General features: G+C 68.3%; 21 protein-coding genes and 1 tRNA gene. 11 read left to right on the top strand and 11 right to left on the bottom strand.

Annotation, left to right across the window (positions count from 1 at the left end; all coding sequences use genetic code 11):
• Positions 1–31 precede the first annotated feature (31 nt).
• Complete coding sequence (locus AMYAL_RS0100315) at positions 32–1,183, bottom strand: sensor histidine kinase (protein ID WP_020629303.1); 1,152 nt, start codon at positions 1,181–1,183, stop codon at positions 32–34.
• 118 nt (positions 1,184–1,301) lie between these two features.
• Between AMYAL_RS0100315 and AMYAL_RS0100310 the strand changes: the two genes are divergently transcribed.
• The 3 genes from AMYAL_RS0100310 (at position 1,302) to AMYAL_RS47690 (ending at position 3,879) form a co-directional block, all read left to right on the top strand.
• Positions 1,302–1,841 carry a hypothetical protein gene (locus AMYAL_RS0100310; RefSeq protein ID WP_020629302.1) on the top strand — a complete coding sequence of 180 codons (540 nt, stop codon included), beginning with the start codon at positions 1,302–1,304 and terminating at the stop codon, positions 1,839–1,841.
• Positions 1,838–2,515 carry a response regulator gene (locus tag AMYAL_RS0100305; protein WP_020629301.1) on the top strand — a complete coding sequence of 226 codons (678 nt, stop codon included), beginning with the start codon at positions 1,838–1,840 and terminating at the stop codon, positions 2,513–2,515. Before AMYAL_RS0100310 ends, AMYAL_RS0100305 begins: the two co-directional genes overlap by 4 nt.
• A gap of 74 nt (positions 2,516–2,589) precedes the next feature.
• Positions 2,590–3,879 (top strand): SON protein, encoded by a 1,290-nt coding sequence (locus AMYAL_RS47690; RefSeq protein WP_245192721.1) that lies wholly within the window; start codon positions 2,590–2,592, stop codon positions 3,877–3,879.
• Positions 3,880–3,975: 96 nt separating this feature from the next.
• On the opposite strand, the gene argG is transcribed toward AMYAL_RS47690, so the two are convergent.
• Positions 3,976–5,424 carry an argininosuccinate synthase gene (argG, locus tag AMYAL_RS0100295; protein WP_020629299.1) on the bottom strand — a complete coding sequence of 483 codons (1,449 nt, stop codon included), beginning with the start codon at positions 5,422–5,424 and terminating at the stop codon, positions 3,976–3,978.
• Positions 5,425–5,766: 342 nt separating this feature from the next.
• Between argG and AMYAL_RS0100290 the strand changes: the two genes are divergently transcribed.
• Positions 5,767–7,329 carry a molybdopterin-dependent oxidoreductase gene (locus AMYAL_RS0100290; protein WP_020629298.1) on the top strand — a complete coding sequence of 521 codons (1,563 nt, stop codon included), beginning with the start codon at positions 5,767–5,769 and terminating at the stop codon, positions 7,327–7,329.
• A gap of 88 nt (positions 7,330–7,417) precedes the next feature.
• Positions 7,418–8,089 (top strand): fasciclin domain-containing protein, encoded by a 672-nt coding sequence (locus tag AMYAL_RS0100285; RefSeq protein ID WP_020629297.1) that lies wholly within the window; start codon positions 7,418–7,420, stop codon positions 8,087–8,089.
• 61 nt (positions 8,090–8,150) lie between these two features.
• Here AMYAL_RS0100285 and AMYAL_RS0100280 read toward each other — a convergent pair whose 3' ends face one another.
• The 6 genes from AMYAL_RS0100280 to AMYAL_RS0100255 all read right to left on the bottom strand — a co-directional run bounded on the left by AMYAL_RS0100280 (position 8,151) and on the right by AMYAL_RS0100255 (position 12,496).
• Positions 8,151–8,456, bottom strand: a complete 306-nt coding sequence (locus AMYAL_RS0100280) for a hypothetical protein (protein WP_020629296.1) — start codon at positions 8,454–8,456, stop codon at positions 8,151–8,153.
• A complete protein-coding gene (locus AMYAL_RS0100275; RefSeq protein WP_020629295.1) occupies positions 8,453–8,854 on the bottom strand; it encodes an Asp23/Gls24 family envelope stress response protein in 402 nt (133 codons plus the stop codon). The genes AMYAL_RS0100280 and AMYAL_RS0100275 overlap by 4 nt, the downstream gene beginning before the upstream one ends.
• Positions 8,844–9,413, bottom strand: coding sequence for an anti-sigma factor (locus tag AMYAL_RS0100270; RefSeq protein ID WP_020629294.1), 570 nt, complete (start codon positions 9,411–9,413; stop codon positions 8,844–8,846). Before AMYAL_RS0100270 ends, AMYAL_RS0100275 begins: the two co-directional genes overlap by 11 nt.
• A complete protein-coding gene (locus tag AMYAL_RS0100265) occupies positions 9,404–9,985 on the bottom strand; it encodes an RNA polymerase sigma factor (protein ID WP_026466612.1) in 582 nt (193 codons plus the stop codon). The genes AMYAL_RS0100270 and AMYAL_RS0100265 overlap by 10 nt, the downstream gene beginning before the upstream one ends.
• Positions 9,986–10,140: 155 nt before the next feature.
• Positions 10,141–11,301 (bottom strand): FAD-dependent monooxygenase, encoded by a 1,161-nt coding sequence (locus tag AMYAL_RS0100260; protein WP_020629292.1) that lies wholly within the window; start codon positions 11,299–11,301, stop codon positions 10,141–10,143.
• A gap of 58 nt (positions 11,302–11,359) precedes the next feature.
• Positions 11,360–12,496, bottom strand: coding sequence for a CaiB/BaiF CoA transferase family protein (locus AMYAL_RS0100255; RefSeq protein WP_020629291.1), 1,137 nt, complete (start codon positions 12,494–12,496; stop codon positions 11,360–11,362).
• Positions 12,497–12,642: 146 nt separating this feature from the next.
• Here AMYAL_RS0100255 and AMYAL_RS0100250 point away from each other — a divergent pair, with 146 nt between their 5' ends.
• Both AMYAL_RS0100250 and AMYAL_RS0100245 read left to right on the top strand, forming a co-directional pair.
• A complete protein-coding gene (locus AMYAL_RS0100250; RefSeq protein ID WP_026466611.1) occupies positions 12,643–13,461 on the top strand; it encodes an SDR family oxidoreductase in 819 nt (272 codons plus the stop codon).
• 174 nt (positions 13,462–13,635) lie between these two features.
• Positions 13,636–14,088: a hypothetical protein gene (locus AMYAL_RS0100245; protein ID WP_020629289.1), complete on the top strand. Its 453-nt coding sequence runs from the start codon at positions 13,636–13,638 to the stop codon at positions 14,086–14,088.
• A 16-nt stretch (positions 14,089–14,104) separates the two neighbouring features.
• On the opposite strand, the gene AMYAL_RS49770 is transcribed toward AMYAL_RS0100245, so the two are convergent.
• On the bottom strand, positions 14,105–14,260 hold the full coding sequence (locus AMYAL_RS49770; RefSeq protein ID WP_020629288.1) for a hypothetical protein: 156 nt from the start codon (positions 14,258–14,260) through the stop codon (positions 14,105–14,107).
• Between the two features lie 258 nt (positions 14,261–14,518).
• Here AMYAL_RS49770 and AMYAL_RS0100235 point away from each other — a divergent pair.
• A tRNA-Ile gene (locus tag AMYAL_RS0100235) sits at positions 14,519–14,592 on the top strand.
• Positions 14,593–16,785: 2,193 nt separating this feature from the next.
• Here AMYAL_RS0100235 and AMYAL_RS0100220 read toward each other — a convergent pair.
• A complete protein-coding gene (locus AMYAL_RS0100220) occupies positions 16,786–17,844 on the bottom strand; it encodes an LLM class flavin-dependent oxidoreductase (protein ID WP_020629285.1) in 1,059 nt (352 codons plus the stop codon).
• 37 nt (positions 17,845–17,881) lie between these two features.
• Positions 17,882–19,213 carry a condensation domain-containing protein gene (locus tag AMYAL_RS0100215; RefSeq protein WP_020629284.1) on the bottom strand — a complete coding sequence of 444 codons (1,332 nt, stop codon included), beginning with the start codon at positions 19,211–19,213 and terminating at the stop codon, positions 17,882–17,884.
• 663 nt (positions 19,214–19,876) lie between these two features.
• Between AMYAL_RS0100215 and AMYAL_RS0100210 the strand changes: the two genes are divergently transcribed.
• Genes AMYAL_RS0100210 through AMYAL_RS0100200 form a run of 3 tightly spaced genes read left to right on the top strand, consistent with a single transcriptional unit; the run spans position 19,877 to position 23,652 of the window.
• The gene (locus AMYAL_RS0100210) at positions 19,877–21,019 is read left to right on the top strand and encodes a tetratricopeptide repeat protein (protein WP_143267767.1); all 1,143 of its coding nucleotides are present in this window, start codon (positions 19,877–19,879) and stop codon (positions 21,017–21,019) included.
• 24 nt (positions 21,020–21,043) lie between these two features.
• Positions 21,044–22,795, top strand: coding sequence for a thiamine pyrophosphate-binding protein (locus AMYAL_RS0100205; RefSeq protein WP_020629282.1), 1,752 nt, complete (start codon positions 21,044–21,046; stop codon positions 22,793–22,795).
• Positions 22,792–23,652, top strand: a complete 861-nt coding sequence (locus AMYAL_RS0100200; RefSeq protein WP_020629281.1) for a phytanoyl-CoA dioxygenase family protein — start codon at positions 22,792–22,794, stop codon at positions 23,650–23,652. Before AMYAL_RS0100205 ends, AMYAL_RS0100200 begins: the two co-directional genes overlap by 4 nt.
• Position 23,653: the final 1 nt, after the last annotated feature.

The following is a 23,653-nucleotide window of genomic DNA, read 5'->3' as shown; positions in this document are numbered from 1 at the left end:
CCGGCCGCGTCCGCCCGGCGCGGCCGGGGGCTCACTCCTCGCGCGGCAGCCGGACCTCGACCGTCCAGCCGCCATCCGGAGCCGGGCCCGCCTGCGCGGACCCGCCCAGCGCCGCGGCCCGTTCCCGCATCCCGACCAGCCCCATCCCGCCGCCGGAGTCCGGCACCGGACGCTTCTCGGCGGGTCCGTTCGTGACGACGAGCGTGACCGTTTCCGGCGCGAACCCGAGTTTCACCGCGCGCCCGGTGCCGGGGGCGTATTTGGCCGCGTTCGTCAGCGCTTCCTGCGCCGCGCGGACGAGGGTGTGCGCGACACCGCCGCCGAGCGGGCCGGCGGAGCCTTCGACCTCGAAGGCCACCGTCTCGCTCGCGCACAACGCGGCCAAGGTCTCCTCCAGCGGCACGGCGTCCTCGCGCAGTTCGTGCACCGCCTGCCGCATCCGCCCGATGCCGTCCACCGCCAGCGACCGGGCACGGCGCACGGCGTCGCTCGCTTCCGCGTCCCGGCCTTTCGTGCCGAGGGCGTCGGCCATGTCGAGCTGCAGGGCGATCCCGGTCAGCGAATGCCCGAGGACGTCGTGCAGTTCCCGCGCGATCCGTGTCCGCTCCAGCAGCGCGGCCTCCCGCGACTCGGACGCGGCCGCGCGCCGGGCTTCGGCCGCGGCGCGTTCGGCGTTGACGAGCGCGTCCCGCCGGTCGCGGCGCGCGATGCCGAGCAGCACCGGCAGGCCCGTCGAAAGCGCGAGCCACCACGGCCACACGTCCGCGTTCGGCGTCACCACGCCGACCACCGCGACCGTCACGGCACAGCAGACGGCGTCGAGGACGGCCACCGCGACCGCCAGGGTGCGCGAGGCGAGTTTGATCCCGGCGACCGCGGCGGCGAGGTAGGCGAACATCGGCGCGAAGGTCCGCGGGGCCAGCGGAAGGAGCACGGCCGCGCACACCGCGTATCCGCTGGCGAGCAGGAGCTGCGTCCGCTGCGGGATCCGGTCCCACGGCAGGAACGACGCCAAGGCGAAGAGCGTGACCAGGACGAAGAGCACCGTGGTCAGGGGGCGGACGTGGACGTGGTGGGTGGAGATCCCGACCCCGGTCACGACGATCGCCGCCGTGATCAGGGCGGGCCGGATCAGCCTGTCGGCGACCCATTCGCGGCGGAGCACCGCCGCGTTTCCGGTCATCGGGGCTCCTGAGGGTGGAGAGGGTTCTCCACCCGAAGATACGGCCGCCGCCGCACGACGGCCCGCGTTCATCGCCATAACGTCGGAGTGTCTTCGAAAACCGGCCCGAGGGGAAACGATGAGCACGCCTGTCCAAATCGTCTTGATCGTCGCTGCGGTCGGATACATCCTGATCCGGCGGCTGGCCGGGGACGTGGCCGAGGCCAAGCGGATGCTGCTGCTGCCCGCGATCCTGGCCGTGATCGGGCTGTCCAATGTGGATGAAAGCGTGCGCTCCGCGACCGCGGTGGGGTTCCTGGTGGCCACGCTCGCGGTGAGTGTCCTGTTCGGAGTCCTTCGGGGCGTGAGCATCCGGATCTACCAGCAGGACGGCGTCGCGCACATGCGCTACACCTGGTTCACGATCGTGCTGTGGGCGCTGAACGTGGCCGCCAAGGTCGGCGCGAACCTGCTGCTGGGCCTCATCACCGGGGTCGCCTCCGGCGGGAACAGTGTCATGCTGACCATCGGCGTCGGGATGCTCGTCGAGGGTGTCGTGGTGCTCGCCAGGGCGGTCCGCGGCGACAGCCGTATCGTCTGGAAGAAGGGTGAGGACGGCAAGGCGCACACCACCTCGCCGTTCCTCGACGATCTGCAGGCCAAGATGACCCGCCGATGACCGGAGGTGCCCAGGTGACCGTGTCGCTCGTCGTCGTCGACGATCAGGCGTCCATACGGGAGGCCCTCGCGGTGATGCTCGACATCGCCGACGGCATCACCGTCGTCGCGACGGCCACCAATGGCGAGGAGGCCGTCGCCGCGGTCTCCCGGCACACCCCGGACGTCGTGCTGATGGACCTCCACATGCCGGTGCTGAACGGCGTCGAGGCGACCGGCCGGATCAAGGCCGCGACACCCGAGGTCCAGGTGGTGGTGCTGACCAGCCTCGACGACGACGAGTCGATCCTCGCCGCGCTCGAAGCAGGCGCGAGCGGCTACCTGACGAAGGAAGCCGACAGGGCGAAGATCGAGCAGGCCGTGCGCACCGCGGCGGACGGTCAGGTCGTCCTCGCCCCGGAGGTCCAGCGGCGGCTTCTCACCCTCGCGTCGCGCCGGTCGCGCGCGGTGGAGGAGGGCGACCGGTTCGGGTTCACCTCGCGGGAGAAGGAGATCCTCGGCCTGATCGGCGAAGGGCTGCGGAACCCGGAGATCGCCGCGCGGCTGGTGATCAGCGAAGCCACCGTCAAGACCCACATCAACAACCTGTTCGCGAAGGCGGGCTTCCATTCGCGCGCCGAAGCCGTCCGGTACGCGCTGAGCGCCCCGGCTCCCGCGCCCTACCGCTTCACCTGATCGCGTTTCATCAAGTTTTCATCATCCGTCCCTAGCGTGATGCGCCTCAGGTGGTTACGGCTATGGAGGACGACGTGGAGCAAGCATTCCCACCCGGAGGCGCGCAGTGGCCGCCGCCGCAGGGCTGGGTCCCGCAACCGGTACCGGCTCCGCCCGCCCGGAAATCCCGGTGGCCGCTGTTCGGCGGTATCGCCGGACTCGTGGTGGTGCTCCTCGCCGGGCTGACGACCTGGCTGCTCTGGCCGTCGAACGCGGGCCGTGAGCCCTTCGAACAGGCGCTGGCCGGGCTTTCCTCGGCGCCGGCGGTGCGGAACAGCACCTCCTCGGTCGGCGGGATGATCACCACGGACGTCAAGACCACCGCGTACGGCGAGACGTCCGGCACGATGTCCTTCCAGGGCAAGAAGATCGAGATCCTGGTCGTCGGCGGCAAGGTCTACTTCAAGGCGCCCGACGGCATGCTGCCGGGGGCGCGAGCGGATTCGTCCGGGACCGGGGACCTCAAGGACCGCTGGATCACCGGCGAGGACGCGCTGTTCGGGCCCGTCCTGCAGCAGTTCGAGTCCCCGGAGAAACTCGCCGCCCGCCTGCGCGAGGCCCTGGAGCGGGCGGAGAAGATCCAGGGCGACCAGAACGAGTCCGTCCGGGACGTCCCGGCGCTCAAGGCGAGCACGCCGATCGGTGATCTGTATGTCTCGAAGGAGGCGCCGCACCGGCTCCTCCGCTACTCCGTGAAGATGCCCGGCGGGATGCCGTCCGTGCCGAGGGTGCCGACGATGCCCGACGCGGGCTCACGGCCGCCGATGCCTCCGGGCGCGGGGCTCGGCGAGTCCGATGTGGACGCTTTGTCACCGGAAGAGACCGTCACCGTCTACGAAGACCTGATGTCGAACACCAGGAAGCTGTCCGGCGCCGTCGACACCGGGGTGCGGTTCGACATGGACGGCGCGGCCACGGTCGCGTGCGGCGCCTCGGGCTGCACGGTGACCGCGAACGTGTCCAACTCCGCGTCGGCGAACAGCGGCGGGAAGGTCACCGGCCAGGTCAACGCCACGATGACCGCCAACGTGACCATCGGCGGCCGCGCGGCGGGCAGCTGCCGGAACACGGCGACCCTGTCGCTGAACAGCGCGGGCTCGATCAGCTGCGTCGACAGCGAGGCCGGTGGGGTTTTCTCAGCCGTCGAAGCGGAGAAGAAAGCCGACGCCGAGGCGCAGTCACGGGCCGCCGGCGGGGTGCCGGTCCAATACCGGATCGAGAGCATCGCGTCGGTTTCCGTGGTGGCCGAAGCGATCGGGCAGGTCGAGATCACCCGGCTCGTCGACGAACTCGCGGAGCGGCGGTCGAAGCTCGGCGGCAAGTGACCCGGTCACCCGAAAAGAACAGCGCCGGGCGAACGGCTTCGATGCCGCGCGCCCGGCGCTTTCGCGTCCCGCTTGTTCGGGTCGGTCCGTGTTGATTCAGTCCGTGCCGTATTCGATCGCGGCGTGGTCGAGCAGCTCGTCGTCGCCCGAAGCCTTGCCGCGTGAGGCGATCACCTGCGCGCCGCCCGCGTCCATCGCCCCGATCAGCCCGGTCGACGCGGCCTGCGCGGCGCCGATCAGCGTCGGGTGCCCTCCGCCGACCATGCCGAGCCCGGCGTACTGCTCGAGCTTGGCGCGCGAGTCGGCGATGTCGAGGTTCCGCATGGTGAGCTGGCCGATCCGGTCCACCGGGCCGAACGCCGAGTCCTCGGTGCGCTCCATCGACAGCTTGTCCGGGTGGTAGCTGAAGAACGGGCCGGTGGTGTCGAGGATCGAGTAGTCCTCGCCGCGCCGCAGCCGCAGCGTCACCTCGCCGGTGACGGCCGCGCCGACCCACCGCTGTAGCGACTCGCGCAGCATCATCGCCTGCGGGTCCAGCCAGCGGCCTTCGTACATCAGCCTGCCGAGGCGGCGGCCCTCGTTGTGGTAGCTGGCGAGGGTGTCCTCGTTGTGGATCGCGTTGACGAGCCGCTCGTACGCCGCGTGCAGCAGCGCCATCCCCGGTGCCTCGTAGATACCGCGGCTCTTGGCCTCGATGATCCGGTTCTCGATCTGGTCGGACATGCCGAGCCCGTGCCGCCCGCCGATGGCGTTGGCCTCCAGGACCAGGTCGACCGCGGTGGCGAACTCCTTGCCGTTGATCGTCACCGGACGGCCCTGCTCGAAGCCGATCGTGACGTCTTCCGGCGCGATCTCGACCTCGGGGTCCCAGAATCGGACGCCCATGATCGGGTTGACGATCTCGATGCCGGTGTCGAGGTGCTCGAGCGACTTGGCCTCGTGGGTCGCGCCCCAGATGTTCGCGTCCGTGGAGTAGGCCTTCTCGGTGCTGTCCCGGTACGGCAGGCCGTGGGCCTGCAGCCACTCGGACATCTCCTTGCGGCCGCCGAGTTCGCTGACGAACGCGGCGTCCAGCCACGGCTTGTAGATCCGCAGGGACGGGTTCGCGAGCAGGCCGTAGCGGTAGAACCGCTCGATGTCGTTGCCCTTGAAGGTGGACCCGTCGCCCCAGATCTGGACGTCGTCCTCGAGCATCGCGCGCACCAGCAGGGTGCCGGTGACCGCGCGGCCGAGCGGGGTCGTGTTGAAGTAGGTGCGGCCGCCGTTGCGGATGTGGAAGGCGCCGCAGGCCAGCGCCGCGAGCCCTTCCTCGACCAGCGCGGCCTTGCAGTCGACGGCCCGCGCGATCTCGGCGCCGTAGGCCTTCGCCCGGCCGGGGACCGACTCGATGTCGGGTTCGTCGTACTGGCCGATGTCAGCGGTGTAGGTGCACGGCACTGCACCCTTCTCGCGCATCCACGCGACCGCTACCGAGGTGTCGAGGCCGCCGGAGAAGGCGATCCCGACGCGTTCGCCGACAGGCAGAGAGGTGAGTACCTTGGACATGATGGAAGTATATGCATAGTTGTGTATGACCATGCAAGCCGGGGTGAGCAGGGCAACTCGGGTGGGTGGTCCCGGAGGCGTGACTCGCGTGCTCGGAGCCGGATCTCCTGTGCTTGGCGGCCGCACTCGGGTATGCGGCCGCCAAGCACGCGAGTTCCGTCTCTGGTCACGCGAGTGCGGTGACTGATCACGCGAGTCACGCGGTGGGGTCGTGTCCGTTTCGTGACCTGTCCGCGAGGCCCTCCGTCACGAATACCTCGCGAAGGCCTTTATCGAAAACGGCGATTTCCCTTGCGGCAAAAGGAAACCAGTCCGCGAGCGAGGTGGCAGCGAATACCTGGCATGAAGACTTCGCGAGCCGGTCAGGGGCCACGTCTCCCGCTGGCCGGGGCGGCGCTGATCGGTGTCGTCGCCCTTGCCGCCGCCCTGGCGGCCGGGCATCTGGTGGCCGGGTTCATCGGCGCCAACGCCTCGCCGTACCTGGCGGTCGGCAACGGGGCGATCGACCTGACCCCGGTGGAACTGAAGGAATTCGCGGTCCGGACGTTCGGTGTCTACGACAAACTCGTGCTGCTCGGCGGAATGGCTGCGGTGATGGTGCTGGCCGCCGCGGTGGCCGGGATCGCCTCCCGTCGTTCACCCGTTCCGGGGATCGTGCTGATCGCCGCGTTCGGGCTGCTGGGCGGCCTCGCCGTCTCGCAACGACCCGACCTCACCGCGGTCGCGTTGCTGGCACCGCTGGCCAGCCTGGTCGCCGGAGTCGGCGTCTTCTTCTGGTTGCATCGGCTGGCCACGGCCAGGTCGCAAGCCGTGGAGGCTGCCGAAGGCGCGGCGCCGTCACGCCGGTCGGTGCTGCTGGCGGGCGCGGGTGCCGTCGTGGCCGCGGGCGCGGCGGGTGCGGGAGGTCAGCTTCTCGCCGGGACGAGGGACGCGGAATCCTCCCGGACGGCCATCGGTCGGCTGGTCCCCGCCACGCCGGCGCCGCCGATTCCGGCCGACGCGGATTTCGCCAAGCTGGGCACGCCGACGTTCCTCACCTCGAACCGCGACTTCTACCGCGTCGACACCGCGTTGTCGGTGCCCCAGGTCCGGGCGGAGGACTGGAGTCTCAAGCTGCACGGCATGGTGCGCAACGAAAAACGGTTCAGCTACGACGACATCCGCAACCGTCCGCTGATCGAGCGCACGATCACCATGACCTGCGTGTCCAACGAGGTCGGCGGGACCTACGTGTCCACGGCGAACTTCATCGGCGTGGACCTGGGAGAGCTGTTGCGGGAGGCCGGAATCCTGCCCGGTGCCGAGCAGATCTTCTCCACCAGTGTCGACGGCTGGACGGCGGGAAGCCCGGTCGTGGCCGCGCTCGATCCGGAGCGCGGCGCGATGCTGGCGATCGGGATGAACGGGGAACCACTGCCGGTCGAACACGGTTTTCCCGCCCGAATGGTCATCCCCGGTCTTTACGGCTATGTTTCGGCGACGAAATGGGTCAAAGACCTGGAGATCACCACCTGGAAAGCGCGCCGTGCCTACTGGCTCGACCGCGGCTGGGGTGAACAGGCTCCGATCAAAACGCAGTCCAGGATCGACAGTCCGAAAGGATTCGAAACGGTACCCGCGGGCAAGGTCCGGATCTCGGGTGTCGCGTGGGCTCAGCACACGGGCGTCGAGCGAGTCGAAGTCCGGCTCGGCTCGGGCGGGAATTGGCAGCCCGCAATGCTTTCCCGTGAGGTCGGCCGCAACACGTGGCGGATGTGGTGGACCGAATTCGACGTCCCGGCCGGCAGTCATCAGGTCACGGTCCGGGCCGTCGACAAATCCGGCTACACCCAGACCGACGCCCGCGCCGGAACCGTTCCGGACGGTGCGACGGGCTGGCATGTCATCAGTTTCACCGCACGGTGATCGGCGTCACTCGAAAGAGTGGCAATCCGATTTCGTGGCGGTTCCGAATATCCGGTAAGAGTCCGAAAAACAAATGGAGTGATTTTCCGTGAGCAAGCTTCGCGTCGCAGGAATCGGTTTCACCGCGGTCGCCGCACTGGCGCTGACCGCCTGCAGCAGCAACGACACCGCTTCGTCGGGCAGCTCCAGCAGCGCGCCGGCACCTTCGAGCTCGATGTCCGCCCCGATGTCCAGCGCCGCCTCCGGTGACGGCGTCACCACCAACGCCGACGTGTTCGGCCCGGCCTGTTCGCAGCTGCCGCAGGGCAGTGCGCCCGGTTCGCTGGACTCGATGGGCCCGCAGCCGGTCGCCAGCGCCGCTTCGACCAACCCGCTGCTGACCAAGCTGGTCGCCGCGGTCAAGGCCACCGACCTGGTGGACACCCTCAACAGCCAGCAGGCCATCACCGTGTTCGCCCCGGCCGACCCGGCCTTCGCCGCCCTCGGTGACGCGAAGTTCAACGAGCTCGCCGGCAAGCCGGACCAGCTGGCCCCGATCCTGCAGTACCACGTCGTCGGCAAGCGTTACGACGCCAAGGGCCTGGAATCGGCCAAGTCGCTGGAGAGCCTGAACACCGCGGGCGGCCCGCTCAAGATCGAGGGCTCGGGCGACAACCTGACCGTCAACGGCGCGAAGGTCCTGTGCGGCAACATCCCCACCAAGAACGCCACCGTCTTCGTCATCGACAAGGTGCTGACCCCCGGCACCAACAAGAACTAGGTCCCCGCACCATGATCGCGGTGGTCACGCCCTCGGACGTGGCCACCGCGATCGTCGTGTGTCAGGGAACGAGGGCGGCGGCGTCCACGTCGGTCACCACGAGCCGCAGGCTCGCTTTCTCCCAAGGGGTTCCGGTCAGCACCGCGCGCAAGGCGGCCCCGGCGACTTCCGTCAGCGGCGGGATCGGCACCTCCAGCGCGACCACGCGGATCTCGACGACGTTCTCGGAGATGTCGACGGCCATCACGTCCAGATCCCACGGCACCGCCGAGGCGGCGGCCGTGGTGGACGGCGTCGCCGCGCGCAGGCCCGGTACGTCTCGGAGCGTGCTGAGCAGCGACGCGGTCAGCTCGGAACGTGCGGTCACAACAGTCCTCCACGGATTTCGATGTCCAAAATGGACACCGAGACGGCCGACGGGGTGAGCCCGGTCGCCTCGGTGACCGCCTTACCGACAGCGCGCTGGACCGCCTGAGCCGTCGCGGCCGCCTGGTCCAGCCCGGAGACCGAAAGGTCGATCTCCACCCGGAGGTCCGGCGGATCGTGCTCGACGAACGCGCGGACCCCTTCGGTCGGTGCCGGGTTGAGACCTTTGATCCGCTGCCGCGCTATCCGGCTCAGTGAGCCTGCCAGTCCGCGCAGTCCGGGTTCCAGGCGTACCACGCCGGGGACCCGCGCCGCGGCGTGCGCGGCGACGGCCGCGATCACCGGCGGGGAGATCACCGTCTCGACCAGTTGCCCGGCCGGGGCCTGCTCACGCGTCATAGATGTCCTCCACCGTCAGGTCGAGCCGTGCCAGCCGGAGCCCCACCCTGGCGCCCGCCGCCGCCATGACCCGCTCGCGGACCACTTCCAGCGAGGCACTGTCGAAATCATGCGCGATCGCGACGCTCAGTTCCACGTCCACGGTGTGCGCGTCGGTCATGTCCGGCGTACGGATGACGCGGCATCGTCGCGCGCGGATGCCGTTCACGGAGTCCGCCGCGAACCGCAGCACCGCCGCGACCGCCTGATCGCTCACCCGCACCTCGCCGGGTTCCGGGCTGGCCAGCGGCACCAGATCCCGGCGCCGCACCTCGGCTCGGACCGCGAACATGATCCGGCCCGCGAGATCCGGCGACGGCTCGGCGTCGTCCTCGACCAGTTCCTGGGTCAGCCCGCGCAGCACCCGGAGGCTTTCGCGGGTCGCCCGGCAGTGCGGGCAGTCGAGTTCGTGCGCGTCCGCCCGGCCGGCGTCGACCTCGTCGAGCCGGTCCCAGATCTGTTCCACGTCACGGCCGCACGGCAGTAGGTAGTCGTCCTGAGTCGCGTGGTTCATCGCCATGGCGCCATCACCTCCGCCAACTGTGCTCGTGCTCGCGCGATGCGTCCGCGCACCGCGGTGGGGGTCGCCCCGATCGCCTGCGCGATCTCGTCGTAGGAGCGGCCGTGGACCTCGCGCAACAGCCAGCAGGCCCGTTGCTCGGCGGTCAGTTCCCCCAGTGCTCCGGTGAGCGCCGTCATCTGCGCGCTCGTCTCGGCCTCCCGATCCGGCCGTCCGGCCGAACCGGTGGATTCCTGCTGGTCCAGCTCGACGGCGGCCACCGGCTTCCTGGCGCGGATCACGTTCAGGCACCGGTTGGTCGTCGTCCGGTAGAGCCAGCCTACGAACGCCGCGTCCTCCTGGAGCTGGTCGAGGCGTCGCCAGGCACCGAGGAACACCTCCTGGACGACGTCCTCGGCGTCCCCTTTGTTCCCCAGTATCCGCAGGGCCAGCCGGTACATCGACCCCTGGAACCGCAGGACGAGCTGCTCGTACGCGCGGATCTCGCCGTCGCGGGCCCTGGCCACCAGCGTGGCGTCGTCGAGCACCGTCTCGCCGGCGGCGGGCGCTTCTTCTCTCTCCGACGTCGTCATCGAGCGCACCTGTGCAGTGCCGCCATGCCGAAGCTCCCTCCCATCACCTACGCCTGGTGATATCCGTAAGACACGGCTTCCCCGGAAACGTCACGCGGGAAACCTCGTCCAGCCGACCACGGCGCGGCGGATCGCGCACCCCGAAGTCAGGACGGTCAGCCCTGACGGGCGGGTACGGGGTAGTCGTCCAGTGCGATGTCGGTGGCGAACTTGTCGGTCACCCACAGCATCAGGCGCAGCATGAGGGGCCGCCGGAACATCTGGTTGCGCAGCTTGATCCGCAGTTTCGTCGGCGGCGCGAGGAACGGGCCCGCGTTGGCGCTGCGGGCCACCTTGGCGTAGCCGCGGAACTTCTCGTCGTAGCGCCGGAACGCCACCTCGTGGTCGCCGTTCGCCGCGGCGAGCTCGCCCGCGATGACGTAGGCGGCCACGATGGCCAGCCCGCTGCCGAAGCCGCCCAAGGTGTTGCCGTACGCCGCGTCACCGATGAGCGCGACCCGGCCGGTGGAGTACCCGTCCATCGAGACCCGGCCGATCGAGTCCAGGTAGACGTCGTCCGAGCGCTTCACCGCCTCCATCAATTCGGGCACCCGCCAGCCTCCGCCGTCGAACGCGGCGGCCAGGATCTCCTTCTGCTGCTCGGTGTCGTCCCGGTCGTAGCCGAGTTCCGGGGAGGCGAACACGAAGAACGCGGGCGCCTTGGGGCCGCCGGTGGAGGCCAGGCGGCCGGGCTCGTTGTACAGCACCGCGGAGTCGCCGAAGTCGGCTGTCCGGACCAAGGCGTAGTAGTAGCCGAGGTGTTTCACGTAGTCGGCTTCCGGGCCGAACGCCAGCCGCCGCACGGTGGAATGGATGCCGTCCGCGCCGAAGACGAGGTCGAACCGCCTCGGGGCTCCGCGCTCGAAGGTGACGTCGACGCTGTCGGCCGTTTCGGTCAGCGAGGCGATGGAGTCGCCGAAGACGTACTCGCAGTCTTGAACGGTCCGCTCGTAGAGGATCCGGGCCAGGTCACCGCGCTGGATCTCGACGTCGCCGCCGGTGAACTCGCCGGGCATGACGGCCAGCGGCCGACCTTCCGCGTCGATGAAGGTCTGGTCCTGACCACCGGTCTGGTTCCGTCGGATCTCGTCGAGGATGCCCATCCGCTCCAGCACGGTGCGGTGGGTGGCGCCCTTGAAGTCGACCGCCTGGCCGCCGGTGCGGAGTTCCGGCGACCGTTCCACGACGGTGACCGCGTAACCCTGGCGGGAGAGCCAGAAGGCGAGGGCGGGTCCGGCGATGCTGGCACCGGAGATGAGGACTGTCTTGTTCGTCATGGCAGGAGCTTCGCGGCCGGCGTTGACGAAGCGCTGACAGTCCGCTGACGGCCGCCGGTCAGCTCCAGCCGGGCAAAGGGAGGGTGAGTTGCCCTGGGTCGTCCGGTGGCGCGGACTCGTAGCGCGGCGGCGTCGCCGACAGCCCGATCGGGTTGCGGGTCAGCCGCACGGTGGTGCCGTCGGGCCGGGGGAGGTCGACTGTCGGGCTCAGGCCGAGCCGTTCCGCCAGGGCGAACGCCCCCGCGACGTCGTTGACCTCCCCGGCGGGCACCCCGGCCGCGCTCAGTTCCGCCGCCCACTCGGCGGCCGGACGACGGCCGAAGTGGTCCTCCAGCAGTGCGCGGAGTTCGGCGCGGTGCTCGACCCGCGCCGGATTGGTCGCGAACCGCGGGTCGCCCGGAAGGCCGATGACCTCGCACAACGCCGCGAACTGCCGGTCGTTGCCGACGGCGAGCGCGAGTTCGTGATCGGCGCAGGGGACGAGTTCGTAAGGGGCGATGCTGGGGTGCCGGTTGCCCATCCGCGCCGGGACCGTCCCGCCCGAGGTGTACGCGCTGCCCTGGTTGACCAGCGCGGCGAGCAGGCTGGACAGCAGGTCGATCTCGACGCGCTGCCCCAGCCCGGTCCGGTCGCGGTGGCGTAGCGCGGCGAGGATGCCGACGCTCGCGAACAGCCCGGCCAGCACGTCGACGAGCGCGACGCCGACCTTCTGCGGCTCGCCCTCGGGGTCGCCGGTGATGCTCATCAGCCCGCCGACCGCCTGGATGAGCAGGTCGTAGCCGGGCAGCGCGGCACCGCCGCCGGAGCCGAAACCCGTGACTGAGCAATAGACGAGGCCGGGATTCGCCGCCCGCAGGGTCTCGGGGCCGAGGCCGAGCCGGTCCATCACGCCGGGCCGGAAGTTCTCGACCACGACGTCGGCCTCCAGCGCGAGCGCGCGAGCCTGGGCGAGGCCGTCCGGATCGCCGAGGTCCAGTGCCACGCTCGTCTTGTTCCGGTTCACCGACTGGAAGTACGTCGCCTGGCCGGTCGCGTCGTAGGGCGGCCCCCAGCTGCGGGTGTCGTCGCCGGTGCCCGGCCGCTCGACCTTGATCACCGTCGCGCCGAGGTCGGCCAGCAGCATGGTGGCGAACGGGCCGGCGAGCACCCGAGAGAAGTCGAGGACGCGCAGGGGGCCGAGTGCGGTTTCGGGCATGAGCCGGACCCTAAGGCGTCGGCGGCTCCGAAGTTGTGATCACGCTCACGAAAGCCCCGGTTTTCCCAATACTTTCCTCTAGGTACCTACTATCCCCAGGAAGGTAGCTTCGGTCGCGTCAACGAAACGCGGAACGAGGAGCGACCATGATCGTGGTGACTGGAGCGACCGGGAATGTGGGCAGGCGACTGGTGGAAACCCTTGCCGCTGAAGGAGAAGAGGTGACGGCGGTGTCGCGCCGGATCTCGCAGGCGGACGTGCCGGAGGGGGTGCGGACCGTCCGGGCCGACCTCGCGGTGCCCGGCGACCTGAAGGCGGCTTTCGACGGCGCGGACCGGGTCTTCCTCCTGACGTCGGGGGAGTTCCTGGCGGCGGGCGGTGATGTCGCGGAAGTCGTCGCGGCGGCCGGGGGAGCCGGTGTCGTGCTGTTGTCCTCCCAAGGAGTCGGGAGCGGACGGCACGCGCCGGTGTACGAAGAGGCAGTCAAAGCGTCGAGTCCGGAATGGACAGTGCTGAGGCCGGGCGGCTTCGCGTCGAACGCCTTCCAGTGGGCGACGGCGGTCCAGTCCGATCGCCTTGTCGCGGCGCCGTTCGGCGACGTCGCGCTGCCCGTGATCGACCCGGCCGACATCGCCGACGTCGCGGCGGCCGTACTGCGGGGAACCGGCCACCACGGCCGGACCTACGTGCTGACCGGACCCGAGCCGATCACGCCCCGGCGGCAGGCGGCGGACCTCGGCGACGCGCTGGGCGAACCGGTGCGATTCGCCGAACTGAGCGAAGACGAGGCGCGGGCGGCGATGTCGCGGTTCATGCCGCCGACGGTCGTGGAGGCCACGCTCGCCATCCTCGGCAAGCCGACGGAGGACGAACAGCGTGTCAGCCCCGACGTCGAGCGGGTGCTCGGACGGCCGGGGCGGACCTTCGCGGAGTGGGCGGCCCGGAACTCGGCGGCGTTCAAGTGACTTCGGCCGCTGGGCGATCGCAAGTCCGTGAAGGCCTCCTTGAGGGACTCAGAGTCCCTCAAGGAGGCCTTCACGGACATCGGACGACCGGCGGGAACCGGCGGCGTAACGATCGCGGCACGGTGGCCGACCCCTGCTGTTGGGCCCATCGGCCCGGACAGAGGGAGGACGGACATGAGAACGAGGGAGAAGGCCGCGCTCGCGGTGGCGGGGCTGGCCGTCGCGGCGGCCGGGGGAACGGTGTTCGCCGGGACGTCCGGCGCGGTCGGCCCGTCGCCGTCGCCGAGCGTGGAGGCTGCCGAGACGTCGTGCGTGACCGACGGTGCCGGGCTCTGCACCGTGCCGCACGCGCTGGGCGCGGTCCCGGCGGTGGTGGTCGTGTCGCCGAACACGCCGGGGCAGTTCAACGCGTACATGCTGAACACGGTGCAGGGCTCGTACACGGCGACCACGTTCCAGGTGCGGGCGATGTTCAACCAGACCACGCCGAAGGCGGGAGGGACGATCTGGTTCAGCTATGCGGCCTACGGCGGTGCGCCGAAGCCGACCGCGACGCCGACGAAAACCACGCCGACGAAGACCACACTGCCGACTGCTACGACACCCGAGCCCACACCGCTCGGCTGACCGTCCAAAAAGGACTTCAAGGGTGCGTCGGCGGCCGGTCGTCCAGCTCTTCGGCGAAGATCGCGTCGATACGGCCACTGGCCCGCCGCAGTACCCGGAAGCTCGCCCTCAGTGACAACGCCACGCCGACGGCGGCCACGAGACCGAGCCCGATGGCGACCGAACTCGCCACGAGCGCCTCCCTGCCCGGCGGGCGCGATGGTCCAGGCCCGTCCCGATGGTCAGCGTGCCCCGAACGTGAGCCGCTCGGCGTTGGTCTCTGCAACTTAGACGAGCGGCCTTTGTTCCGTGCCGGAAACCAGCTGTTTGGCCTAGGCGATCGTGGCAGGTGAGCGCTGTGATAACTTGGAGCGAACTGGGACTTCTGTGCGTTCGCAAACCCGCTGTTCGGGGCTGGGGCGGCTCCCGCGGAGGTGTCAGGGCACCCTTGGGGCCGGTAGCTCAGTTGGTTAGAGCAGGGGACTCATAATCCCTTGGCCGTCGGTTCGAGCCCGACCCGGCCCACAACATCAACATCGCCGCCGACCTGCAGGAACGTTGGTCCTTCGGCGGCGATCTCGCCTTGGCGTCGATCGTGGCTGGGCTCCGTTATGTCTCCGTTTGCTCCGGTGTGCTCTGCGGGGCCGGTTGGTGGCGTAGCAGCCTTTCTGTTTCCTCGTCACAATCGCTGCGGTGGGGACTTCGGCAGGTCCGGAGTTCTTTGCTTCCACAGCTGGACAAGCTGAGTGTGGTCGCAGGTCGGCTGGGCGTGATCCGTGTTCCCGAGCAGAAGGCCAGTGGCGTCCACGGTTTCAGCCTCGCACTGCGCATTTTGGAACCGACGCGGTCATGTCAGGCGGTGAACTTGACGTAGAGCGTGGCGTACCCGATGGAGTCATGAGCTCGGCGTTGTGTTGGTGTTTGCGAGTTCGATCTGTTTGGGGTGTTGGGTGTACTCGTGGTCCGCTTTGGCTTCGAACAAGCCGGCGTCGGGCGGAGACCAGGTACCGACTGGGCCAGTCAACCGGAGGGTTCTTGATTCGGGTCCAATCGGGGGAGCACAAGACCCGAGTCAACGACCTGGGCCTTCTTTGTATCTGGGCTCGGGGCGATTTAGTGTCGATTTTGACGCCTGCCCTTTGTCTGCCCTGATGTGCCGCTGATGCAGCCACGTTGGCCGCAGGGTGGGGCAGACTGGACGTTGGGCCTCCGGAAGGAGCGTGCGAGGCGTGGTGGCGATCGTGGCTGCGGCAACACTCAGTGTGCTGATCTCGGACAGCTGGCTACAGAGTATGGATCTCTTCGGGGGAGCGGAGTCGTTCAAATCGAAGCTTTCTGACCTGAGAAAACAGTAATCCTGATCCCTCGCTCCCCGCCAGTCAGGTTCAGGCAAGGCGCTGACGTGAGGTTATCGAGGACCCGCTGGTCGGCTGGCGCAGTTGCGCGTTGTTCGATGACGTCCGGTAGCGTTGGGTGCTGCTATAACCGACGCGTGTTCCAGATTTGCTCTAGGAAATTGGTGTGAGAGTCGGACTGCCAGTAGTAGCCGTGGGTGATTGCTTTCGCCGTGGACGCGCTACTTGGCTGTCTGTGGGCGTCGGCGGACCACTGCTCGCAATTTTCAGTCTGCCCGTGCATGCCGTTGTCTACAGCGTGCGCTCATGCCGATGAGCGGCCAGTACCTCTGGGGGCCTACGTAACACACAGCTGTTTCTGTCCGAGCACCTTCGAGCCTCGCGCGGCCGATGTCGGGGTCGCGCTAGAACTGGGCCGCATTCGGTCACCGGAGTGGCAGAAGTACGACACCCGGCTCTCCTCCAACCATTGGCTGGTGTTAGGGTACGTCACCCTTGAGGCGAAACCAGCTGGCCTTGACCCCGGAACCGTTGACGCCGCGCTCCGTCGAGCGTGGAACGCATGCGCGGCTGCGGCCTGCTCAAAAGTGCGGAGTCCCAGCCTGGCAGGACTGTCGTAACCGGACCTGACAGGTCACCCGGTTTCACCATCCCCGTCAGGATGCGGCAGGAGATCCTGAATCCGGCAGGGGTACGTGGACTCGCCTGGGCGAAGGATAAGGGCGGGCTCTCGTGGGATGACCGTCGCGTTCTGGCGGTGTGAGGCGGTCAGGCCGCTGATTCCGATGGCGCCCGGACAACCTGTCACCGAAAGTGCACTCCTGCAGCGCCTCCGGCCGTTGGGCATCTGACCCGCCCGGCCCGCAACGCCGCGATGATGAACCCTCCGCGCAGCTGCCGACCGGCGGTCCCGAGCCACCTGCTCGGCCTCAGCGATATCGTCGCGGCCGACTGGAGCTCCGAAGCGTGAGCCTGCCGCGCGGCGTACGTCGTCGACATCGCCCGAAGGCCCACCGCCTGACCCCTCGGCCTGGGCGTCCGGCTTACCTGGGGCCGTGCGCGCGTGAAATCGGTACTGAAGTCGGTCACGACGTACCTGCGCTGGGCGAACAGTGCAGGGATCCGTTCTGTGGCCGGTGTCATCTCGACTGGCGCATGCGCCACGACGCCGACCTCGTCGTACCACTGGACCTCCCTTGACGGACTTGGCTGAAACGGTGTGGCAGTCCAGCCGGTGCCGTGCACGAGACCCCGGTCGCCAGGCGCCGCTGGAGCGTCGCCAACGTTCGCCGAAGCTCCCGACCGGGAGGCATTTGATCCCGCTGTGGGATGTCGCGGTGGTGCTGACATGGCCGCAGGGGTGTCAAAAGGTGGATTCCGCTGGCCAACTCTTGAGTTCGGGCAGGCAATATTCGGCGAAGGTGTGCAGGCTGTCGTGACCGTCTTGGTCCGGAATGCCGTGGAAGATCGTCAGAAGGCCCTGAAGGTCGAACGTGCGGTGCAAGGTCTCCAACTGTTCTAGCACTTGATCCGGTGTGCCGTGCACAACGGTGCTGGGAGTCAGGTCGAGGTCGGTACGTGCCACAGGCCGCATGCTTTGGTAGAACTCGTATCCTTCCGTCCTGCCAAAGTCCTTGTCCGCCATCCCGTAGTGTGCCACCGCGACGTCATGACTTCGGTCGTTGTGCTTTTTGGCAATCTCCAACGCCCGGTCGGTGCTTTTGTCGACTACCACGACGACGGACAGCAGCGGGCCGGGTGGTTCGCTGGCCATGCCGTGCAGGTCCGACCAGGTGCCGCGGTAACGCTGGACATCCTGCTCCATGAGGTGAAGGGGTTTGAAGATGATGAGCATCATGCCCAATCCCATCTTGGCGACCAGCGGACTGGATTCCGGCGACACCGACGCGCTGAACACCCTTCCCTGGAAAGACTTCAGCGGCCTTGGCCGCAGTTCGCGCCGAGGCTGGCGAGTTGTCTCGCCACCTTCGATAAAACCGGTTTCAAGCGCAGGCAGCACCAACTCGGCGCATTCGGCGAAACGGGCACGGGACTCGTCGAGCGGCACGCGAAAGCCTTCGAACTCGTCCTTGGCCAACCCCCGGCCCAGGCCGAGAACGAGCCGCCCGCCGGACAAGTGATCGGCAAGGATGATTTGTTCGGCAAGCCGGACCGGATCGTGCCATGGAAGCACGAGAACCGCAGTGCCGAGGCGAACACGGCTCGTGCGCGCGGCCAGATAAGACAAGGCTTGGAGCGGGTCGGCGATTAGGCCGTAGTTACTGAAGTGGTGCTCGGTCAGCCAGATGGAGTCGAAGCCGAGTGTCTCGGCTTGGACGCAGGCGTGCAGTTCCTTGCGCATGAAGTCCGCATCAGGATAGCTGCCTCTGTGCTGAAAGGCCGCCTCGAAGCCGACGTGCATGTCACGCCCCTCTCGTGATCGTGGTCCTCCGGCGTTGTCACCATTCGCGCAGCTGTGTGGCGGGGTGGTCGACCAACTGTCGCAGCAGACGCTCGTAGTCGGTCATCCAGCGTGAGACGGTCTGCGGCGCGATGTAGTGCGCTGCTTCGGTCCATAGTCGGATGCCTTTCACGTCGGGTATCGCCAGGACACCGAGATCGGAACGCACACCGGGGATGGCGATCTCTTCGGCGGTGGCCCGCAGACCTGGTAGGGCCAGCCGTCGTCCCGGATCGGGGTGGAGGGAGAACCACACCTGCGGGAATTGGTCCGCCCCCGGCCTCGTGAGGACGTCTGCCTCGTTGAGCACGACCGAGAACGGCACGGTGACATGGTCTGCCAGCGTCCATAGGTGACGTGCTACGCCCAGAACGGTTTCGCCGATGGTGTGGTCCGGATGGCCAGGCAGGCGCAGTGCCAATGAGTTGGTGAGCGGGCCGGCGAGGTCCTCGAACTGCTGTCGGGTTCGATTCGGGAACGCGCCGACCACCACCACCTCGTTCCGGTTCACAAGGCCGCGCAACAGCTGGCCGAAAGCTGTCAACAGCACCGCGTAGAGCGTGACGTGGTGCGCTTCGGCCCAGCGGGTGAGCTCGCGCGCAAGGTTCGTGTCGACGTCGAAGGGTTGTAAAGTCCCATGCCCGCTCAGCACAGCTGGGCGAGGCCGGTCGCCCGGCAACGGTATCGACAGTTCCGCGCCATCGAGTTCCGTGCGCCAGAACTCGATGGACCTCCGCCCCTCCTCGCTGGCCAAATGCTCCTGTTCCCACCTGACGAACTCCGCCAGCTGCACAGGTTGCCCGCGGTTTTCGGCGACGCCTAAAACCGCGGCTCGGTAGCCTTCGGCCAGGTCCGCCATGAGGATGCTCAGTGACATCGCGTCCGTGACGATGTGGTGCTGCACGAACATCAGTACCCACCGATCCGCGCCCGCACGGGCCAGCGCGAATCGCGCGACTTTCCCATGGTGCAGGTCGAACGGTTCCATGGCCTGTCGTTCGCACCACACGGACACTGCGCCGTCGTCCGTCGGGAGATCGGTGACCGGCAGTTCCACCGGCACGGCAGGCATGACCTGCTGGCTGAACCCGGTGCCGTCGCGGCGGAATCGTGTCCTGAGCACATGTCTGCGCTCGACGAGAACCGATACTGCGGTAGCCAGCGCGGCCGGGTCGAGCGGACCCGCGATGCTGATGCGCAGCGCGACGTTCAGAACCGAGCGGTTGCCAAGCTGGGCGTCGCCCTCGGCAAAGCGCAGTTGTCCTTGGCTCGCTGGGTATACCCGCTCGCCCGCGGCGCTGGAGCGTGCGGTCTTCGGTACGTCGGCCATCGTGGATCGCGACGCCTCCCTTCGTGACCGTCCTGAGCGCGGTGTGTTTTTGCGAAGATGTACTCGCGAAGCCCCCGATTCACTGAATCAGGCAATGTCAGGTCCGTCAATGAGCCGTCCGGGTCTAGCTGAGCAGTGTTATGACGTTGAGTGATCATGATACGAATTCCGGATTCTCGATCAGCTCGCGGATCCATAATCGACTCATACCTGTCTTTGTCTACAGTAGATCTCGTAGTTCTCGAATGACCACTTGTCGTGATCGTATGTCGTGTGTACGGTCGAATATTGACTCAAGTTCGCACTGGGGCAACGAATCTATTCGCTCATCCTCCCTGAATTCGTGGCGGACACGTCTGTCCGTCAAATAGTCCACAATGGAGGAAGGGGGTGAAAGTCATGGAGAGCATCGAGATGGTAGCCGAGGAGTTCGAGTTCGAGACCCTCGGCGAGTGGCAGCACCGCTGACGCGCACGGGGGCGTCATCCGCGCAGGTGGCGCCCCCGGTCAAGGCGGTGCACCGGATGAATGGGCCGCGCTGTGGAACCAAACGGTTGGAACCTGGGAGTTCTCGTGATCACTGGACCACCGGCATACCGGCCTCCTGCGGGCTCTAAACCGCTGGCCGCGCGCCTGCGTGCGTTGACCACCGCTGGAGTCCCGGTGGCTTGCGGGGTATATCGAGGATTGGCCGACCCTGGCCCGGCCTCGGCGAAGCACGCCGAGTCGACCCACGCCCGTGCGCGGTACGTCGCCGGGAGATCGGTGGAGTTGCCGCATTTCAACACCAATCCACCGCCGATCTTACGGGTGCTCGCAGTCGCTTCGCACAACCGAGTCGACGCGCTGAGCGACACGATGGCCGACTTTCCCGGCGACCTGGCCGGCGATCTGTGGCGCCGGGTGGCCGAACTGGTCGCCGACCCCGCCGAACTCGAGCCGCCGGAGCGCGCGAACGCGAGCGACTTGATGCTGAGACTGGGGTATCCCAAGGAAGCGGCGCGGGTGCTCGGAATGGACGCGGCCGATCCAACGGCACACGAGTTCAGCCGAGAGTGCGCGATCGCGGAGCTGACCGTTTTCGTGCGCCGTCGTCATGATCCGGCGGTGCTGGAGCGCCGGGCACTGGAGCTCGCCCGTGACCGGTCGCACGGCGCCAGAGTGAGGATGATCGCGGCCAACTACGTGGTCGTGCGCAATGGACGGCGTGGCGCCGATACGCCTGCCCTCCACGAGGCCGCCGAGCTGGCACTCGCGGCCTCCGGCGAGTGGGAGGCCGATCCGTTCGCCGAGAACCTCGCCGCGCAGACGGTCCACCGTGCGACTGCGTACGTCCCGTTCGTGCGCGGCGACGTCGACGGCGCGCTCCGGGCACTGGAACTGGCCGAGGCACACCAAAAGACGGCCGAGGCGGAAGTGACCGGTCCGCTGCGTGAGCTGGCATGGATTGACCACGCTTTTCCGCTCTACGAGACGATCGCCAAGACGCATCTGCGCTCGGGTGACGAAGAGCAGGCTGTCGAAGCGACCGCGCGGCTGGTGGAACTGAGCCCCAACGATCAACGGACCTGGGCCGCGCGCGGGCAGGCGCTCCTCGCCGCCCGCCGGCTTGGGGAGGCGGCGGAGGCGTTCGCGCGGGCGATCCCGCTCGGCGGTCTACCGGTCGCCCGCGCCGCCTATTACCTGGCGTGGATCCACGACGAACTGGGGGATCGCGAGCGGGCGGCCCACTACAGCTCATTGTCGTGCCGGGTCGATCCGACGGTCCCCGCCTCGGCGGAGCTCGCACAGCGGCTGTCCGGCTAGAGAAGACCTGAGGAGACCGTGCTTATGATCGACGCCCCACCCACAAAGACCGGGACGACAGCCCGGACGGTCAGCGATTACGTCGTCAGCTGGCTCCGCGCCAACGAGATCTCCCAGATCTTCACCCTGCCCGGTGGAATGATCGCCGCCCTGCTCGACGCCATCCACCGCGACGGAGGGGTGCGGATCGTCACCATGCACCACGAACAGGCTGTCGCCTTCGCCGCGGACGGCGTCGGTCGGTACACCGGAGCGCCTGCGGTGGCGATCGCGACCGCGGGGCCGGGGGCGACCAACATGCTGACGGCAATCGGCAGTGCCTACCTCGACTCCGTCCCCGCGGTGTTCCTGGTCGGCCAGGTCCAAAGCTACCTGCTCAAGGGCGACAGGCCTGTGCGCCAGTTCGGTTTTCAGGAGTGCGACGTGCTGTCGATGGCCGAGCCGGTGACCAAGGCGGCCTGGCGGGCGCGGTCCGGCGCACAGCTGCCGGAGTTGCTGGACCGCGCGATGACGCTGGCCGCGAGCGGGCGCCCAGGGCCGGTGCTGGTGGAGCTCCCGGCGGACGTGCAGACCATGCCCGTCCTCGCCGACGCCGAGCCGAACCCGTCCGTGCCGCGGCCACCGGAGTTCACGGAGGCCGAGGCCATCGACGAAATGCTGGACGCCGTCGCCTCCGCGCAACGGCCTCTCTTGCTGATAGGCGGCGGGGCCCACGCCGCGCGGGCGGCTGGTCGGACCAGGACCTTCATCGAGGAGCTCGCCGTGCCGGTCGCCGCGTCGGTGATGGCGCTCGACGTGCTCCCCGCGGCCCACCCGCTGCGGCTGGGCATGATCGGTATGTACGGCAACCGCTGGGTCAACCACGCTGTCGCGGAGGCGGACTTGGTCGTCGCGCTGGGCACCAGGCTCGACTTCGGCACGATCGGGGCGGACGTCACCGCTTGGGGCCGCGGCCGCACCACGTTCCAGGTCGACTGCGACCCTGGGGAGATGCGGCGGGTCCGCGGCGCCCGGACGATCACGGCCGACCTGGGCGCGTTCCTCGACGCGGCGGTGCCCGTGGCCCGTGAACGGCGGTTCCCTGACCGGACGGCGTGGGCGGAGCACCTGGCCGGGCTCGGCGCCGCTTGGCCGGATACCGCCGAGCTGCCCGATTCTCCGGGCATCAACCCGAATTCACTTGTGCGCCGGCTCTCCGCCGCGTCGGCAGGCGCCGCGGCGATCGTCGTCGACGACGGGCAGCACCTGTGGTGGGCCTGCCAGTCGATCCAGCCGGCGGAGGGGCAGCGGTTCATGCCCGCGCTCGGGATGGGGCCGTGCGGCTGGGCGTTCCCTGCCGCGATCGGTGTCGCCGAGGCCACGAACCGCCCGGTCGTTCTGTTCGTCGGCGACGGCGCGTTCCAGTTCAACATCCAGGAACTGCAGACAGTGATGCGCAACCACCTGCCGGTGAAGATCGTGGTCGTCGACAACGGCTGCCACGGATCGGTCCGTCAACTGCAAGAGGCGGTTTTCGACGGCAGGTATCCCTCGGCCGTTCACGGCTACGACGCGCCCGATTTCGTCAAGGTGGCTGAGGCCTACGGGATGTCCGCCGCGTCGGTGTCCGAGCCGGACGTGGTGGACGACGCTCTGCGCTGGTTGTGGCGGGACGATAGGGAACCCGCTTTGCTGCACGTGCGGGTACCGACCGAACTGAACGTCTATCCCAACGTCCCGTTCGGCGCGCCGATCACCGCCATGGAGTTCCGCGCGCCGATTGAGGAGGCCCGATGACACCGACGACGGCGACCGGCGATCTGCTGCCCACTGCGGAGGATGTCGCCTTTTATGCCGAGCATGGCTGGTGGACCAGCGACGTGGTCATCCCCGACGAAGTGCTGGAGACCGCGCAGCTGGGAGCTGAGCGGCACTACGCGGGCGAGCGTGACCATGAACTGCTGATCACCGGCGGATATCTGGATTGGCGGCCGCAGCACGGCGATGTCATCCGTCTCAACGATTACGTGTCGCTGCAGAACGACGATCTCCGTCAGCTGGTCGACCTGCCGGTGATCGCCGGGATCGCGGCGCGGCTTGCCGGGACCGACCAGATCCGGCTTTTCCACGACCAACTGATCTGCAAGCCGGCCGGGATGGCTCCGAGCGAATCGACCGTGGGTTGGCACGTGGACGCGGCTTACTGGCAGACCTGCTCCTCGCGGGACATGCTCACCGCCTGGATTCCCTTCCAGGATTGCGACGACGACATCGGGGCGATCTCCTTTGTGGACGGTAGTCACCGTCGCGACGACACAGAGTGGATGCGCACCTTCACCGAGCACGACATGACGGAGCTGGAGCGGTCCTTCGCGGGCGCGGCACCGGTGCACAAGGTGCCGCTGCGGATCAAACGGGGACAGGTCAGCTTCCACCATTGCCGCACGATCCACGGCAGTGACGCCAACCGCAGCTCTCGAGACCGGGTGGCGCTGGCGCTGCACTTCCAGGACCGGGCCAACCGCTACGTGCCGCACACCGACTCGTCCAGGAACCGGACCGTGCACATCAATGATCTGTTGTGCCGCAAGGACGACGCGGGGTTGCCTGACTACGCCGACCCAGACATCTGCCCGGTTCTCTGGCCCGTTTGAA

Source organism: Amycolatopsis alba DSM 44262 (assembly GCF_000384215.1).
Lineage (GTDB): Bacteria > Actinomycetota > Actinomycetes > Mycobacteriales > Pseudonocardiaceae > Amycolatopsis > Amycolatopsis alba.
This window is presented reverse-complemented; position numbering and strand designations above follow the sequence as displayed.